Here is a 14,190-nt window from a genome sequence, read left to right as displayed (position 1 = left end):
GCTGATGGGCGCTATCTAGGTCGAAGCGCCGGGATTGCCAGCTTGACGTCATCCGAGATAGGTGTATCTACACGCAAATGCTCGCGACCGCCTGCGCCTGCGCCAAGCTTCGCCGATCCGCCCGGATCCTTTCCTCGCTCTATGACGAGGCGCTCGCGCCTTCGGGCTTCACCGTCGCCCAATTCTCGCTGCTCCGGATGCTTCAGCGCGCCGGTCCCTGCACGCTCAGCGAGCTTGCCGCCGCGACCGGCCATGATCGGACCACCCTCAACCGAACCCTTCGGCCGCTGGAACAGGCGGGCTTCGTCAAATCCTGTCCGGGCGAGGATCAGCGCGCTCGGATCGTCTGCGTGACCGACGAGGCCAGAGCGGCGATGCGCAAGGCCCAGCCGTGTTGGGAGGAGGCGCAGGCGCGCGTCGCACAGGCGCTCGGGCCGGATCACGAAACGCTCTTTTCCCTTCTCGATCGCGTGGAGGCCCTGCGCTCATGAAAAGACCCTGGATCGTCATCGCCTGCGCCGCCTTCATCGTCACCCTCGCCATGGGGGTTCGCCAGGCCTTCGGGCTGTTCCTCCCGCAGATGAGCGTGTCGCTCGGGATCGGCCGCGAAAGCTTCGGTCTCGCGATCGCGATCAGCAATCTCGTTTTCGGCCTTGCCCAGCCCTTCATCGGAGCGCTCGGCGACCGGCACGGCGCCGGCCGGGTCGTCTTCTTCGGAACCCTTCTCTACGTCGCCGGCCTGGCCGGCGCGGCCTGGGTCGGAAGCGCGCTCGGCCTTCACCTGACCCTCGGCTTCCTTGTCGGAGTTGCGCTCGCCGCGACGACCTTCGTCATCGTCCTCGGAGCGGTCGGCCGGGTGGTGCCGCCGGAACGTCGCGGCCTCGCCTTCGGGATCGTCACCGCCGGCGGCTCGCTCGGCCAGTTCCTGGTCGTCCCGGTCGCGCAGATGCTCCTCACCGATCTCGGCTATCGGCTCGCTCTGATCGCGCTTGCTGGGCTCGTCGCGATCTGCGCTGTCCTCGCTTTCGGAGTCGCCGGCAAGCCGAAGGCCGCGGCTTCGACCGAGCCGGCCCAGTCGATGAAGGAAGCGCTGGCCGAAGCCGCCCGTCATCGCGGCTACTGGCTGCTCAACGCCGGCTTCTTCGTCTGCGGTTTCCACATCGCCTTCATCGCCACCCATTTCCCCGCTTATCTCGACGACAAGGGCCTCGGCCTGGGGATCGGAGCGAGCGCTCTGGCCCTGGTCGGCCTGTTCAACATCTTCGGTTCCTACCTGTTCGGCCTTTCCGGCGATTTCTGGCGCAAGAATTACGTCCTGTCGGGCCTCTACGCGGCGCGCGGAATCGTCATCGTCCTGTTCCTGCTGGCGCCGCTCACGCCCGCTTCGGCCCTGGCCTTCGCGGGCGCCCTTGGCTTCCTCTGGCTTGGAACCGTGCCTCTGACCAGCGGCCTGGTCGGCCAGATCTTCGGGGTCCGCTACCTTTCGACGCTCTACGGGATCGTCTTTCTTTCGCATCAGGTGGGCAGCTTCTTCGGCGCCTGGGCGGCCGGCTATTTCTACGACCGGAGCGGCAATTACGACTGGGCCTGGGGCGCCTCGATCGCTCTCGCCGTCTTTGCCGCCTTGGTCCACCTGCCGATCCGCGACACGCCCGTCGCCCGGTTGAAGCCGGCATGAGGCTGCGCCGGCTCTGGAACCGCATCGGGCTGTGGCTTGCGCCGCTCGCACTCCTGCCGGTGGCGGCGCTCGGACTGTGGCTGTGGAAGGATCAGGCGACTCCGATCTGGCTGTCCGGCTTCATCGCCGCCTGTTTCTGAAGCTCCGCGGAAAATCGGCCAATGGCGCGTTTTCGGAATCGCACCTTCTGCTCTGACGCTTGACCGGCTGGCAGGGTCAAGCGAAAGCGGCGGCGATGGAGAAGGATTCCCCGCCCGCTGTCGAACCCGCTTCGTCGGCGCCGGAAAAGAAGCAGGAAAGCTGGTGGGAGACCTTGCGCTTCTTCCTGATCCTCTTTCTTGCCGCGGTGGCGCTTCGAAGCTTCCTGTTCGCGCCATTCTCGATCCCCTCGGGTTCGATGCTGCCCAACCTACTGATCGGCGACTATCTGTTCGTCTCCAAATGGTCCTACGGCTATTCGCGTTATTCCTTCCCGTTCGGAATCGCCGGCTTTGACGGCCGGATCTTCGCCAGCCTGCCCGAACGCGGCGACATCGTCGTTTTCCGCTACCCCGGCCGCGACGAGGATTTCGTCAAGCGGGTGATCGGCCTTCCCGGCGACACGATCGGCGTCCGGGGCGGCCATGTGGTCCTGAACGGACGCCCCCTGCCGCGCCAGCGCATCGCCGATTTTCCGATGCCGGTCAGCGAGAACAGCCCCTGCCGGGCGCTCGGCCCGGCGGTTCGCGAGATGCCCGGCGAAGAAGGCGGGACGGTCTGCGCCTACCCCCGGTTCCGCGAAACCCTCCCCGGCGGCCGGAGCTATGAGATCATCGACCAGGTCGAAGCCAGTCCGGGCGACGACATCGCCCCGATCGTCGTTCCCGAAGGCCAGGTCTTCGTGATGGGCGACAATCGCGACGACAGCCTCGACAGTCGCTTCGATGTCTCCAAGGGCGGCGTCGGCCTCCTTCCGGTGGAGAATCTGCTCGGCAAGGCCCAGATCGCCTTCTGGTCGACCGACGGATCCTCGCAATGGCTTCTGCCCTGGACCTGGTTCGGCGCCGCCCGATGGGAACGGATCGGATGGACCTGGTGACCGGAAGCCTGGCCGACTGGCTGGAGGAAAAGACCGGGCACCGGCCCGGCAACCTCGCTCTGTTCGAGCTCGCCTTGACCCATTCGAGCAAGAGCGGAAACAATTACGAGCGGCTCGAATTCGTCGGCGACCGGGTGCTCGGCCTCGCCGTCTCGTCCTGGCTGTTCGAGCTCTTCCCCGAGGAACCGGAAGGCAAGCTGTCGCGCCGCCTCAACGATCTCGTTTCGCGCCAGACCTGCGCCGCCGTCGGACGGGCGATCGATCTTCCCACGCGGATGCGCCTCGGCAAGCAGGCGCTCGAGGACGGCGCGTTCGACAGCGACAATGTCCTCGGCGATTCGGTCGAGGCGCTGATCGGGGCGATTTTCTTCGATTCCGGCTACCAGGCGGCGGAATCGGTCGTTCAACGGCTCTGGGCGCCGCGGCTGACGGACCAGGTGAAGGCGCCCAAGCATCCCAAGTCCGCGCTCCAGGAATGGGCCGCCGCCAACGACTACAAGCCGCCCGCCTACGAGCTGGTCGGCCGCTCCGGGCCGCAGCATTCGCCCACCTTCATCGTCGAAGTCACGGTGCCGCGCCTCGGAAGCGCCCGCGGCGAAGGCCTGTCCAAGCAGGATGCCGAGACGGCGGCGGCACAGGCGCTGCTCGAACAGGCCGGAGGCAAGGCCGCATGACCCAGCGTTGCGGCTTCGTTGCGGTGGTCGGCGCCCCCAATGCCGGCAAGTCCACTCTGGTGAATGCGCTCGTCGGGCAGAAGGTCGCGATCGTCACCCCCAAGGCGCAGACGACCCGAACCCGGCTGATGGGCATCGCCCTTCATGGCGAGGCCCAGATCCTTCTGATCGACACTCCGGGGATCTTTCAGCCGAAGCGGCGGCTCGACCGGGCGATGGTTGCCGCCGCCTGGGGCAGCGCCCAGGATGCCGATCTGATCGCCCTCGTCGTCGACTCGCAGCAGGGCATCACCCGCGGCGTCGGCGAGATGCTCGATCGGCTGAAGGAGCGTTCCGAGCCCAGAATCCTGGTCCTCAACAAGGTCGATCTCGTCAACAAGGGCGATCTCCTGGCGCTTGCGGCCGAGCTCGATTCGCGAGCGCCGTTCGAGCGCATCTTCATGGTCTCGGCCGCCACCGGTGACGGCGTTGCCGACCTCAAGCAGGCGCTGGCCGAGCGGGTTCCGGAAGGCCCCTGGCACTTCCCGGAGGACGAGGTTTCCGACGCGACCGACCGGATGCTCGCCGCCGAGATCACCCGCGAGCAGCTCTACCACCAGCTCCATGCCGAGCTTCCTTACGAAAGCGCGATCGAAACCGAGCGCTACGAGGAACGGCCCGACGGCTCGGTCGCGATCCACCAGCAGATCCTTGTCGCCCGCGACAGCCAGAAGGCGATCGTGCTGGGCAAGGGCGGCACGCGGATCAAGGAAATCGGCCGCCGCGCCCGCGAGGAGCTTGCCGCCCTTCTCGGCCGCAAGGTCCACCTCTTCCTCCACGTCAAGGTGAACCCGAAATGGGAGGAGGATCGAGGCCTCTACCGCGAGATCGGCCTCGACTGGGTGGAATGAGGCTCGCCGCGCCGCTCGTTGGCGGCGTCATGGCTACAACGCCAGCACCTCCTCGACCCAAGCCGGCACCAGCGCGCTTGCTCTTCCGGTCCGGCTTTCGTGGAAATGATAGCTGCCGAGGCTGGGCTCGAGGTTGATCTCCAGCGTCCGGGCGCCGCAATAGCGGGCGGTCTGGACGAAGCCGGCGGCCGGATAGACGGCGCCGGACGTTCCGATCGAAACGAACAGGTCCGCGTCCGTCAGCGCCCGGTCGATCCGCTCCATCTCATAGGGCATTTCGCCGAACCAGACGATGTCGGGCCTCAGCCGCCCCGCTTCGCCGCATTCGGGGCAAGCGGGGTGGTCGCCCAGGTCCGCTTCCCAGCGCATCCGGGCGTCGCAGCCGAGGCACCAGGCGGACTTGAGCTCGCCATGCATGTGAAGCACCCGCTTGGCACCGGCCCGCTCGTGCAAATCGTCGACATTCTGGGTGACGATCAGCAGCTCGCCCGGCCATTCCCGGTCGAGCCGCGCCAGCGCGTGGTGCGCGCCGTTGGGCTCGACTTCCTTCAGCCGCCGTCGCCGGGCGTCGTAGAAGGCCTGGACCAGCACCGGATCGCGGGCAAAGGCCTCCGGCGTCGCCACATCCTCGACGCGGTGCCCCTCCCAAAGACCGTTCGGCCCGCGAAAGGTCGCAAGCCCGCTTTCGGCCGAGATCCCGGCGCCGGTCAGGATGACGATGTTGCGAAGGTCGGTCATGGGGCTGCACTTAGATGGCGCGGCTTGTGTCCGCTAGCGGTCGAAGAGCGACATCCGATTTCGTATCTCAGCGCGACCGGCGCCTGGTTTATCTGCGGACCCGGTGCCGCTAGCGCCTTCCTGGCCATGGCGATCCTGGTTGGCATTCAGGTTGAAAGCGGTGAGTGGGATGCGTTCGTGCTCCTCCATCGGCAGCGAACGGTCGAGGGCGCCGTCGATGTGCTGGGCCGCACGATACCCGCCTTCCGCTACGTCGAAATGTATGACGGAGTCCCGCAAGCCGATGCCGCCCGGCTTGCCAACGAACTCAGAGGCGTGGGCCGCGATCGACGTCGCGAGCTCATCTTGAAGCGCGCTCGGGGACTCAGACTGTCGGCCCAGGGCGGTCGAATCAGCTGATCAAGTCGGCGAACGGCGGGAAAAGCCTACGCCTCCCGGGATACCCGCCCCGCGCCCGCAATAGGTCGGAAGATCATTTTCTGCTGAAATCGCGGCTCAGCTTGGAACAACTATGCTCAGATTTGGGTACGGATGGTAATTCCTTCGAAAACCCCTTGTTCACAGAGGCTTGTTGCCAAGAAAGCACAGTCCGAACATCTTTGCTCGACCTGCAATTCAGCCCCTTTTTCCTCCGAGACACCGCACTAGCTGGCGGAAATTCGCCGCCACCACGCGGCTCTTGTCGAGGAAGAAAAGAAGATGAAATCGGCTGTCTTGAAATATGCCTCCCTCTCGCTCCTTGCCCTGTCGACGGCGCCCGCCATCGCCCAGAACCCGGGTCCCGAGCCGCAGCCGGTCGAAGAGCCGATCGCCGCCGAGGCCGAGACGACCCTGATCGTCACCGGCACGCGCCGCCAGGACCGAACGCTCGCGGAAAGCCCGGTGCCGATCGACGTCATCAGCGGCCAGGCGCTCACCGACACCGGCTACACCGAGGTCAACCGGATCCTCAACCAGCTGGTCCCTTCGTTCAACTTCCCCCAGCCGTCGGTTACCGACGGCACAGATACCGTCCGGCCGGCCACCCTTCGCGGCCTCTCGCCGGACCAGACCCTGGTCCTGGTCAACGGCAAGCGCCGCCACCCTTCCGCCCTGCTCAACATCAACGGCTCGGTCGGCCGGGGCTCCGCCGCGGTCGATCTCAACACCATTCCGCCGCTGGCGATCGACCGGATCGAGGTGCTCCGCGACGGCGCTTCCTCCCACTATGGCTCGGACGCCATTGCCGGAGTGATCAACGTCCAGCTCCGGAGCCGCCCGGGCGCCCGCGCCCAGGCCACCTATGGCCGCTATATCAGCTCGATCGAGGGCGTTTCGGCCGTCACTGGAGTCGAGCGCCTCGCCAATGGCGAACCGAGGCTCGACTCCGACGGCAATTTCGTCCTCACCAGCGATGGCCGCGATCGCGAGGCGGACGATGGCGGGACCCTGACCCTGGCGGCCCATTACGGCTTCCAGATCGGGCCGACCGGCTTCCTGAACCTCACCGGCGAATTCAAGGACCGCAATCCCACCAACCGCGCCGGCTACGATCCGCGCCGGCAGTTCCCGACGGTCGGCGGCGCTTCGGATCCGCGCGAATTCACCTTCGACCGGCTCAACCACCGCTTCGGCGATGCGGAAACTCGCGACTATAATCTGTTCGCCAATGCCGGCACCGAGCTCGGCTCCGGGATCGAGCTCTACGCCTTCGGCAGCTACAGCAACCGCAAAGGCGAAACCGCCGGCTTCTTCCGCCGGGCGCTGGATCCGAGGAACCGCAACTTCTCGGCTTCGACGACAAGCTTCGTGCCCTTCTACCCCGAAGGCTTCCTTCCCTTCATCACCAGCCGGATCGAGGATTATTCGATCGCCGCCGGAGTTCGCGGCGAGCATCTCGGCTGGAACTGGGACGTCAGCCACGTCTACGGCCACAACGGCTTCGATTTCGGGGTCGCCAACAGCTTCAACACCTCGTTCGGCGCGGCGAGCCAGACCGAATTCGACGCAGGCGGGCTTCGCTTCGGCCAGCATGTCGTCAATCTCGACATCCAGCGCGAAGTGGTCGAAGGCCTTTCCCTCGCCTTCGGCGCCGAATATCGGCACGAAAATTTCGACATCGTCGCCGGCGAGCCGCAAAGCTATGCGGCCGGACCGTTCGCCGCCGCTCCGTTCGGCGCCGCGGCCGGCGCCCAGGTCTTCCCCGGCTTCCGGCCGGAGAACGAGGTCGATGCGCGCCGCGACAGCTGGGCCGTCTATGCCGAGGCGGATGCCGAGATCAGCCGCCAGCTGACCGTCCAGCTCGCCAGCCGGTTCGAACATTATTCCGATTTCGGGAGCAATCTCGACGGCAAGGTCGCGGCGCGCTTCGCTCCGGTCGAATGGTTCGCGCTTCGCGGCTCGGCCTCGACCGGCTTCCGGGCGCCTTCGCTCCACCAGCAATTCTACGCCACGACGTCGACCAACAACGTCAACGGCGTTCTGCTGGAGGTCGGCACCTTCCCGGTCGCAAGCCCCGTCGCCAGGGCCCTGGGCTCGCGCGACCTGGAGCCGGAACGCTCGATCAATCTCGGCATCGGCGCCACCTTCACGCCGACCAGCCGGATCAACGTCACCGTCGATTATTACAATATCGACATCAACGACCGGATCGTCGTCACCGAGAACCTGCAGGGGCCCGCCGTCCGGGCGCTTCTCCAGGCGGCCGGCTTCAACAATGTCAGCTCGGCACGTTTCTTCATCAACGGCATCGACACCAGAACCGAAGGGCTGGACGTGGTCGGCACCTGGCGGATCCCGGAAACCGGCTTCGGCCGCTTCACCCTCACCGCCGGCTACAACTGGAACCGGACCCGGATTTCCGATCGCGCCGTTCTTCCGACGCTTCCCGGACTGACCCTGTTCGGCCGGGTCGAGTCGCTCCGGATCGAGGAGGGACAGCCGAGCAGCAAGCTCAATCTCGGGCTCGACTGGGACTATAGCCGTTTCGGAGCGACGATCCGGACCAACCGCTATGGCAGCGTCCTCGTCCCCGGCTCGACCGCGGCGACCGACTTCACTCTTGAGCCCAAATGGGTGACGGACGTCGAGCTTCGCGCCCGGCCGTTCGGCCCGATCGAACTGGCGGTGGGTGCGAACAACCTGTTCGATGTCTATCCAAGCCGGCTTCCGGCGGGGGGTGCGTTCGGCTCCACGCCCTATCTCTTCCCTTACTCCCAATTCTCGCCGTTCGGCTTCAACGGTCGGTTCCTCTACGGCCGGGTGTCCGTGGAATTCTGACCGGGCCGAAAGGCTCGAACGGGGTACCGGGAGCGGCTCGGGACGCGCTGGGTTTCAGCGCCTCCGGGTCGCTCCCGGCGGGATTGAGGCGAGTTCGGCCCAAAGCCGGTCGGGCCGGCTGTGCCTTGCCGAAATCGCGGGGGTTCGACCAAGCGGGCCTTGCGGCCCGCCCGCGGCTTTAGCCGCCGCCGCCGGGGGCCGGGGTATCGACCTTGATGTCGGCGTCGATATTCTCGGTTCCGCCGCCGCCGAGCAGATTGCCGCCGAACAGCAGGAACAGCACGACGATCAGCGCGATCAGCAGGACGACGGCCAGGATGGTTCCGCCACCCCCGCCACGATCGGTGGTGACGATAGTCTCTCTTTCACGCTCGGCCATAACAGAGCCTCCTTGTTCGTTGCGGAACCCCAACGCTGGGCCGCAAGGCCTGTTCCCCAGCCAATGCCGGCGAGGTCGCCGCTCGCCCATCCCGGCCTGCCGGATCAGTCGTCCGACGAACTCGGCCCGAAGGGGCGGAAGGAGGGTCGCACCGCTCAGGTCCGCACGAACGGCGCACCTACTCGCGTTCAAGCTGAGCCCGTCCTCCCCCTCCGTTCAGGCTGAGCTTGTCGAAGCCCCTTCCTTCTCTTCGGAGCTCCGAACCAGGCGCTGAGCTGCTATCCACGCAACGCAGCATCTCGACCCAGCACGTCATGACCGCTGAAACTATTGAAAGCCGCACACGGACAGGGAGGGCTTCGACAAGCTCAGCCCGAACGGCCCAGGTCAAAACGGCAAGCTCTCAAACAGCGCTCCTCCTCCGTTCGGGCTGAGCCTGTCGAAGCCCGCTTCTTCTCTTCCCACCTCGGCCTACTCCGCTCGGGCTGAGCTTGTCGAAGCCCTCTTCTTCTCTTCCCACCTCGGCCTACTCCGCTCGGGCCGAGCCTGTCGAAGCCCTCTCCTTCTCCTCAGAGTTTCGCGCCAGGGCGCTGATCGCGGTCCAGTCGCCTCGGATGAGCGCCAGCTTCTTCGCCCGGCTCCAGCCCTTGATCTGACGTTCGGCCTGCAAGGCTTCATAGCGGGTGGAGAATTCCTGCGACCAGACGAGCTTCACCGGCAGGCGCGTTGCCGTATAGCCGGGGATCAACCCTGACTGATGCGCCCCAACCCGCTCGTCGAGACCTTCCGTGTGCCCGACATAGAAGCTCCGGTCCGCGCAATGCAGCATATAGGCCCAGAAGGTCATGGGCACTGAGAGTATAGAAAGAAGGGGCTTCGACAAGCTCAGCCTGAACGGACCAGGTCGAGGCGGCAAGCTCTCCATCAGCACCCCACCCTTGCGTTAGGCTGAGCCTGGAAGCCCATCCCGAGCGGCAGACCCCCTTCGTTCGGGCTGAGCCTGTCGAAGCCCATCGAAGGGAGACCTCCCACTCCCGTTCGGGCTGAGCCTGTCGAAGCCCTCTCCTTCTCTTCGAACCTCCGAGCCAGGCGCGACGGCCTCCAACCAGAACCCGAGAACTCACGGCGCCGCCTCGCCTCGAACGAAGCGCGAAAGGAGCTGGAGATCTCCCCCTTGCCTTCGGTCTGCAGCGCTCCGTAGCGGGTGGGGAACCCCCTGCGACCAGCAGGTCATGGCCCGCTCAAACCAGCAGAAAGCGCGAACGGAAAGGGAGGGCTTCGACAAGCTCAGCCCGAACGGATCATGTCCGAGAAGGCAAGCTCCCCAACGGCACCCCCACCCTCGCGTTCAGGCCGAGCCTGGAAGCCCATCCCGAGCGGCAGCTCCCTCCGTTCAGGCTGAGCCTGTCGAAGCCCTCTCCTTTCCTTCGGACCTCCGACCCAGCCGCCATGGCCCCCAACCAGAACCCGAACGCTTGCGCGGCCACCCCGCCTCCCGCATGTAGCGCGAAAGGAGCGGGAGACGGGATGACAAGGATCGGGATCCTCGGCGCGTCGGGCCGGATGGGCCGGGCCATTGCCGCCATCGTCGATCAGGAAAGCGAGGCCCGGATCGGCGGCCTCGCCGGCCGCGGCGACGACCCTGAGGCCCTGGCCCAAAACTGCGACGTCCTCGTCGATTTCTCGGTCCCGGACGCTCTCGAGGCGCATCTCGGCGCCGCCCTCGCCGCTGGAACGCCGATCGTGATCGGAACCACCGGCCTGGCCGAGCCGCACCGGGCGGCGATCGCCGAGGCCTCGAACCGGATCGCCATTCTCCAGTCGGCCAACATGTCGCTCGGAGTGAACCTTCTTGCCCATCTGGTGCGCGAGACGGCGGCCCGCCTCGGGCCGGACTGGGACATCGAGATCGTCGAAATGCACCATCGCCACAAGGCGGACGCCCCGTCCGGAACCGCCTTGATGCTCGGCGCCGCGGCCGCGGACGGGCGCGGGATCGACCTGGCCCAGGCGAGCGATCGCGGCCGTGACGGCATTACCGGCCCGCGCGGATCCGGCCGGATCGGCTTTGCCGCCCTTCGCGGCGGCTCGGTCGCCGGCGACCATCAGCTGGTCTTCGCGGCCGAAGGCGAACGGCTGGAGCTCGGCCACCGCGCCGAAAGCCGGGAGATCTTCGCCCGCGGTGCCGTTCGCGCCGCGCTCTGGCTGAAGGACCGGCCGCCGGGCCTCTATTCGATGAAGGACGTGCTGGGGCTGGAATGAGCGACGGCCGCTCGCCCGCGCCGGGAGCGCCGAAACTGGTCCGGCGCCTGGGCCTGTTCGATGCCACCATGCTCGTCATGGGCGGGATCGTCGGCGCCGGGATCTTCGTCAATCCGGCCGAAGTGGCGAGGCATGTTTCAACGCCCTGGCTGATCGTCGGCGCCTGGCTGGTCGGCGGAGCGATCGCGATGGTCGGCGCGCTCGTTTATGCCGAGCTGGCCGCCCGGCGGCCCGAGGTGGGCGGCCAATATGCCTATCTTCGCGACGCCTGGGGGCCGATGCCGGCCTTTCTCTACGGCTGGTCGCTGCTGCTCGTCATCCAGTCGGGCGGAATGGCCGCGGTCGCCGTCACCTTCGCCCGCTATTTCGCCGATCTGACCCAGCTCGCCGTTCCGGAATCCGCCATCGCCGTCTCGGCCTTGGCCCTGCTCACCCTGATCAACTGCTTCGGGGTCCGCGCCGGAAGCAATGTCCAGAGCCTGCTGATGATCCTCAAGATCGGCGCCATCGCCGGGCTGGTGCTTTGCGGCCTGGTCTTTGCCGGCGCCCATCCCGAATATACCGCTCCGCCGACCTCCGCCCCGCCGCCGTCGCTCGGCCTTCTCGCCGCTTTGGGCGCGGCAATGACTCCGGTGATGTTCGCTTATGGCGGCTGGCAGACCTCCGGCTTCGTCGCCGGCGAGATGCGCGATCCGCGCCGCGACCTCGCGCGCGGCCTCCTGCTCGGGGTCGGCGGGGTCGTCCTCCTTTATGCCGCCGTCGCCTTCGTCTGCGTCTATGCGCTTGGGCCCACCGGGCTCGCCAGAACGCCGACTCCCGCTTCCTCGGTGATGCGGCTCGCGCTCGGCGAAACCGGAGCGACTCTGATCGCCTTGGGGATCGCCATCTCCGCTTTGGGCTTCCTCAGCCAAGGGATGCTGACGACTCCGCGCGTCTATTTCGCCATGGCCGAAGACCGGCTCTTCTTCCGCCGCTTCGCCCGAGTCCATCCGCGAACCCATGTGCCGATCTTCGCCATCCTGCTCCAGGGCGCGGCCTCGATGGTGATCGCCTTGTCCGGCACCTACGGACAGATCTTGAGCTATGTCGTGTCGGTCGATTTCATCTGGTTCGGACTGACCGGCGCCGCCTTGTTCGTCTACCGCCGCCGCCTGGCCGACAGCCCGGGCTTCCGCGTTCCGGGCCACCCCTTCACCACCGGCTTTTTCGTCGCCGCCTGCTGGCTGGTGGTGGCGGCGACGATCATCGCCAATCCGGTGAACAGCGCGGTCGGCTTCCTGATCCTTCTAGCCGGAATCCCCGCCTGCCTCTACTGGCTGCGCAAGCGCGGCAGGGAATCGGAATGAACGGCGATCGGGTGATTCAGTCCGGCTACATGCACTGGGCGAAGACGCGCGCGCCGGTGCGCTTCAACCTCGCCTCCAGCGAGGTCGAGCATTTCCGGCTCGATCGCTTCCCGATCGCCATCGAGGATCTCGAGCTCGATGGCGCCAGCTACCATCGCTACCCGCCGCTTCGCCGGGCGATCGCCGACAAGGCCGGAGTCGCGCCCGAACGGGTGGTGATGGCCAATGGCGCCTCCATGGCCAATTATCTCGCCCTCGCCGCCCTGATCGCTCCGGGCGACGAGGTGCTCGTCGAACGCCCGACCTACGAGCCGCTGCTGGCGACCATCCTTTTCTGCGGCGCCCGGGTGAATCGCTTCGATCGCCGGGCCGAGGACGGCTTCCGGCTCGATCCCGACGCGGTCGAGCGAAGCCTCACCCCCGAAACCCGACTGATCGTCCTTACCAACCTCCACAATCCCTCCGCCGCCTGGGCGGACGAAGCGGTGCTTCGCCGCATCGCCGGCTTCGGAGTCCGGATCCTGGTCGACGAGATCTTCCTCGATGCCGTGCCCGGCGCCCGCTCCGCCGCCCTCATCGACGATCGCTTCGTCTGCACCGGAAGCCTGACCAAGGTCTATGGCCTCAGCGGCCTTCGCTGCGGCTGGATCCTGGCCGAACCGGAGCTTGCCGAACGGATGTGGCGGCTGAACGAACTGTTCGGAGTCTCCCAGCCCCATGCCGACGAGCGACTGTCCTGCCTGGCGCTCGAACGGCTGGACGAGATCAGGGCCGGGACGCCCGCCTTGCTCGATCGCAACCGCATTCTGGCCGAGGCCTTTCTCGCCGACCGGCCGGAGATCGACCATGTTCCCCGCCCTTACGGGATCACCCTCTTCCCGCGGCTGAAGCGCGGCAGCGTGGATGAGCTCGACCGCCGTCTTCGCGAAAGATACGACACATCGATCGTGCCCGGCCGCTGGTTCGAGGCGCCGGACCATTTCCGTCTCGGCATCGGCGCCGCCACCGACACTCTGGAGGAAGGCCTACGCCGGCTCGGCGCCGCTCTGGACGAGCTCCGATGAAGAAGGCGGAGATCGACGAATTCTTCCGGCGCCTCGCCGATCGCATTCCCGAGCCGGAAACCGAGCTCGACTATGTCAACGACTACACCCTGCTCGTCGCCGTCGTCCTGTCCGCCCAGGCGACCGATTCGGGCGTCAATCTCGCCACCCGCGACCTGTTCGCCAAGGTGCAGACGCCGGAGCAGATGCTGGCGCTCGGCGAGGAGGGCCTCAAGCAGCACATCAAGACGATCGGCCTGTTCAACACCAAGGCAAAGAACGTCATTGCGCTGTCGCAGGCGCTGATCGATTGGCATGGCGGCCAGGTCCCGGCCGACCGCGACGCCCTGGAACAGCTTCCCGGGGTCGGCCGCAAGACCGCCAATGTGGTGATGAACTGCGCCTTCGGTGCCGAAACCTTCGCCGTCGACACCCATGTCTTCCGGGTGTCCAACCGCACCGGCCTCGCTCCGGGGAAGAACGTCGACGAGGTCGAAGCGAAGCTCGATCGCCTCACGCCGCAGCCCTGGCGCCGCCACGCCCATCACTGGCTGATCCTCCACGGCCGCTATGTCTGCAAGGCGCGCAAACCCGAATGCTGGCGCTGCGTCGTCGCCGACCTGTGCCGCTTCCGCCCCAAGACCCCGCCACCGGGCAGCGAGGAGGAAGCAATCGCCCGCGCCAGGGCGAAAACGGCAAAGGCCAAGCCGAAACCGGCGGGAAGGAAGAGGATCGCGCGCGCAGCTTCGAAGCCGACTTGAAAAAGGTTGAGTTCTGGAACCCAGCCTCGCCCCCGGTCGAATTGCACCCCGCTCCGTTCGCCCTGAGCCTGTCGAAGGGTGTC

Annotated in this window: 15 protein-coding genes; 12 read left to right on the top strand and 3 right to left on the bottom strand. The window is 66.7% G+C overall.

From position 1 onward, the window contains the following. Positions 1 to 77: 77 nt before the first annotated feature. From ACRYLT_RS12590 to era, 6 genes are all read left to right on the top strand, one after another. Positions 78 to 491, top strand: a complete 414-nt coding sequence (locus ACRYLT_RS12590) for a MarR family winged helix-turn-helix transcriptional regulator (RefSeq protein WP_482664435.1) — start codon at positions 78 to 80, stop codon at positions 489 to 491. Next, positions 488 to 1,678, top strand: a complete 1,191-nt coding sequence (locus tag ACRYLT_RS12585) for an MFS transporter (RefSeq protein ID WP_482664434.1) — start codon at positions 488 to 490, stop codon at positions 1,676 to 1,678. Before ACRYLT_RS12590 ends, ACRYLT_RS12585 begins: the two co-directional genes overlap by 4 nt. After that, on the top strand, positions 1,675 to 1,818 hold the full coding sequence (locus tag ACRYLT_RS12580; RefSeq protein WP_482664433.1) for a hypothetical protein: 144 nt from the start codon (positions 1,675 to 1,677) through the stop codon (positions 1,816 to 1,818). Before ACRYLT_RS12585 ends, ACRYLT_RS12580 begins: the two co-directional genes overlap by 4 nt. Before the next feature lie 95 nt (positions 1,819 to 1,913). Beyond that, positions 1,914 to 2,756 carry a signal peptidase I gene (gene lepB / locus ACRYLT_RS12575; RefSeq protein ID WP_482664432.1) on the top strand — a complete coding sequence of 281 codons (843 nt, stop codon included), beginning with the start codon at positions 1,914 to 1,916 and terminating at the stop codon, positions 2,754 to 2,756. Further along, on the top strand, positions 2,744 to 3,430 hold the full coding sequence (gene rnc / locus ACRYLT_RS12570; RefSeq protein ID WP_482664431.1) for a ribonuclease III: 687 nt from the start codon (positions 2,744 to 2,746) through the stop codon (positions 3,428 to 3,430). Before lepB ends, rnc begins: the two co-directional genes overlap by 13 nt. Further along, entirely contained in the window at positions 3,427 to 4,320 is an 894-nt protein-coding gene (gene era, locus ACRYLT_RS12565) for a GTPase Era (RefSeq protein WP_482664430.1), read from the top strand. Before rnc ends, era begins: the two co-directional genes overlap by 4 nt. Positions 4,321 to 4,353: 33 nt before the next feature. Here the strand turns inward: era and ACRYLT_RS12560 are convergent, their stop codons facing one another. Next, complete coding sequence (locus ACRYLT_RS12560; RefSeq protein ID WP_482664429.1) at positions 4,354 to 5,058, bottom strand: NAD-dependent deacylase; 705 nt, start codon at positions 5,056 to 5,058, stop codon at positions 4,354 to 4,356. Positions 5,059 to 5,184: 126 nt separating this feature from the next. Here ACRYLT_RS12560 and ACRYLT_RS12555 point away from each other — a divergent pair, with 126 nt between their 5' ends. Both ACRYLT_RS12555 and ACRYLT_RS12550 read left to right on the top strand, forming a co-directional pair. Then, positions 5,185 to 5,457 (top strand): hypothetical protein, encoded by a 273-nt coding sequence (locus ACRYLT_RS12555; RefSeq protein ID WP_482664428.1) that lies wholly within the window; start codon positions 5,185 to 5,187, stop codon positions 5,455 to 5,457. Between the two features lie 300 nt (positions 5,458 to 5,757). Beyond that, the gene (locus ACRYLT_RS12550) at positions 5,758 to 8,316 is read left to right on the top strand and encodes a TonB-dependent receptor plug domain-containing protein (RefSeq protein WP_482664427.1); all 2,559 of its coding nucleotides are present in this window, start codon (positions 5,758 to 5,760) and stop codon (positions 8,314 to 8,316) included. 178 nt (positions 8,317 to 8,494) lie between these two features. On the opposite strand, the gene ACRYLT_RS12545 is transcribed toward ACRYLT_RS12550, so the two are convergent. Both ACRYLT_RS12545 and ACRYLT_RS12540 read right to left on the bottom strand, forming a co-directional pair. Beyond that, positions 8,495 to 8,695 (bottom strand): hypothetical protein, encoded by a 201-nt coding sequence (locus ACRYLT_RS12545; protein WP_482664426.1) that lies wholly within the window; start codon positions 8,693 to 8,695, stop codon positions 8,495 to 8,497. Positions 8,696 to 9,221: 526 nt separating this feature from the next. Beyond that, on the bottom strand, positions 9,222 to 9,542 hold the full coding sequence (locus tag ACRYLT_RS12540) for a GIY-YIG nuclease family protein (protein ID WP_482664425.1): 321 nt from the start codon (positions 9,540 to 9,542) through the stop codon (positions 9,222 to 9,224). A 680-nt stretch (positions 9,543 to 10,222) separates the two neighbouring features. On the opposite strand from ACRYLT_RS12540, the gene dapB reads away from it, so the two are divergent. The 4 genes from dapB to nth are packed head-to-tail and all read left to right on the top strand — an operon-like array spanning position 10,223 to position 14,107. Continuing rightward, positions 10,223 to 10,957 carry a 4-hydroxy-tetrahydrodipicolinate reductase gene (gene dapB / locus ACRYLT_RS12535; RefSeq protein ID WP_482664424.1) on the top strand — a complete coding sequence of 245 codons (735 nt, stop codon included), beginning with the start codon at positions 10,223 to 10,225 and terminating at the stop codon, positions 10,955 to 10,957. Then, positions 10,954 to 12,303, top strand: coding sequence for an APC family permease (locus ACRYLT_RS12530; protein WP_482664423.1), 1,350 nt, complete (start codon positions 10,954 to 10,956; stop codon positions 12,301 to 12,303). The genes dapB and ACRYLT_RS12530 overlap by 4 nt, the downstream gene beginning before the upstream one ends. Further along, entirely contained in the window at positions 12,300 to 13,367 is a 1,068-nt protein-coding gene (locus tag ACRYLT_RS12525) for a pyridoxal phosphate-dependent aminotransferase (protein WP_482664422.1), read from the top strand. Before ACRYLT_RS12530 ends, ACRYLT_RS12525 begins: the two co-directional genes overlap by 4 nt. After that, positions 13,364 to 14,107: an endonuclease III gene (gene nth, locus ACRYLT_RS12520; RefSeq protein WP_482664421.1), complete on the top strand. Its 744-nt coding sequence runs from the start codon at positions 13,364 to 13,366 to the stop codon at positions 14,105 to 14,107. The genes ACRYLT_RS12525 and nth overlap by 4 nt, the downstream gene beginning before the upstream one ends. Positions 14,108 to 14,190: the final 83 nt, after the last annotated feature.

Source organism: Sphingosinicella sp. SM1-17 (assembly GCF_056821765.1).
The sequence above is the reverse complement of the archived record's forward strand: the minus strand, read 5'-3'. Positions and strand labels throughout refer to the sequence as shown.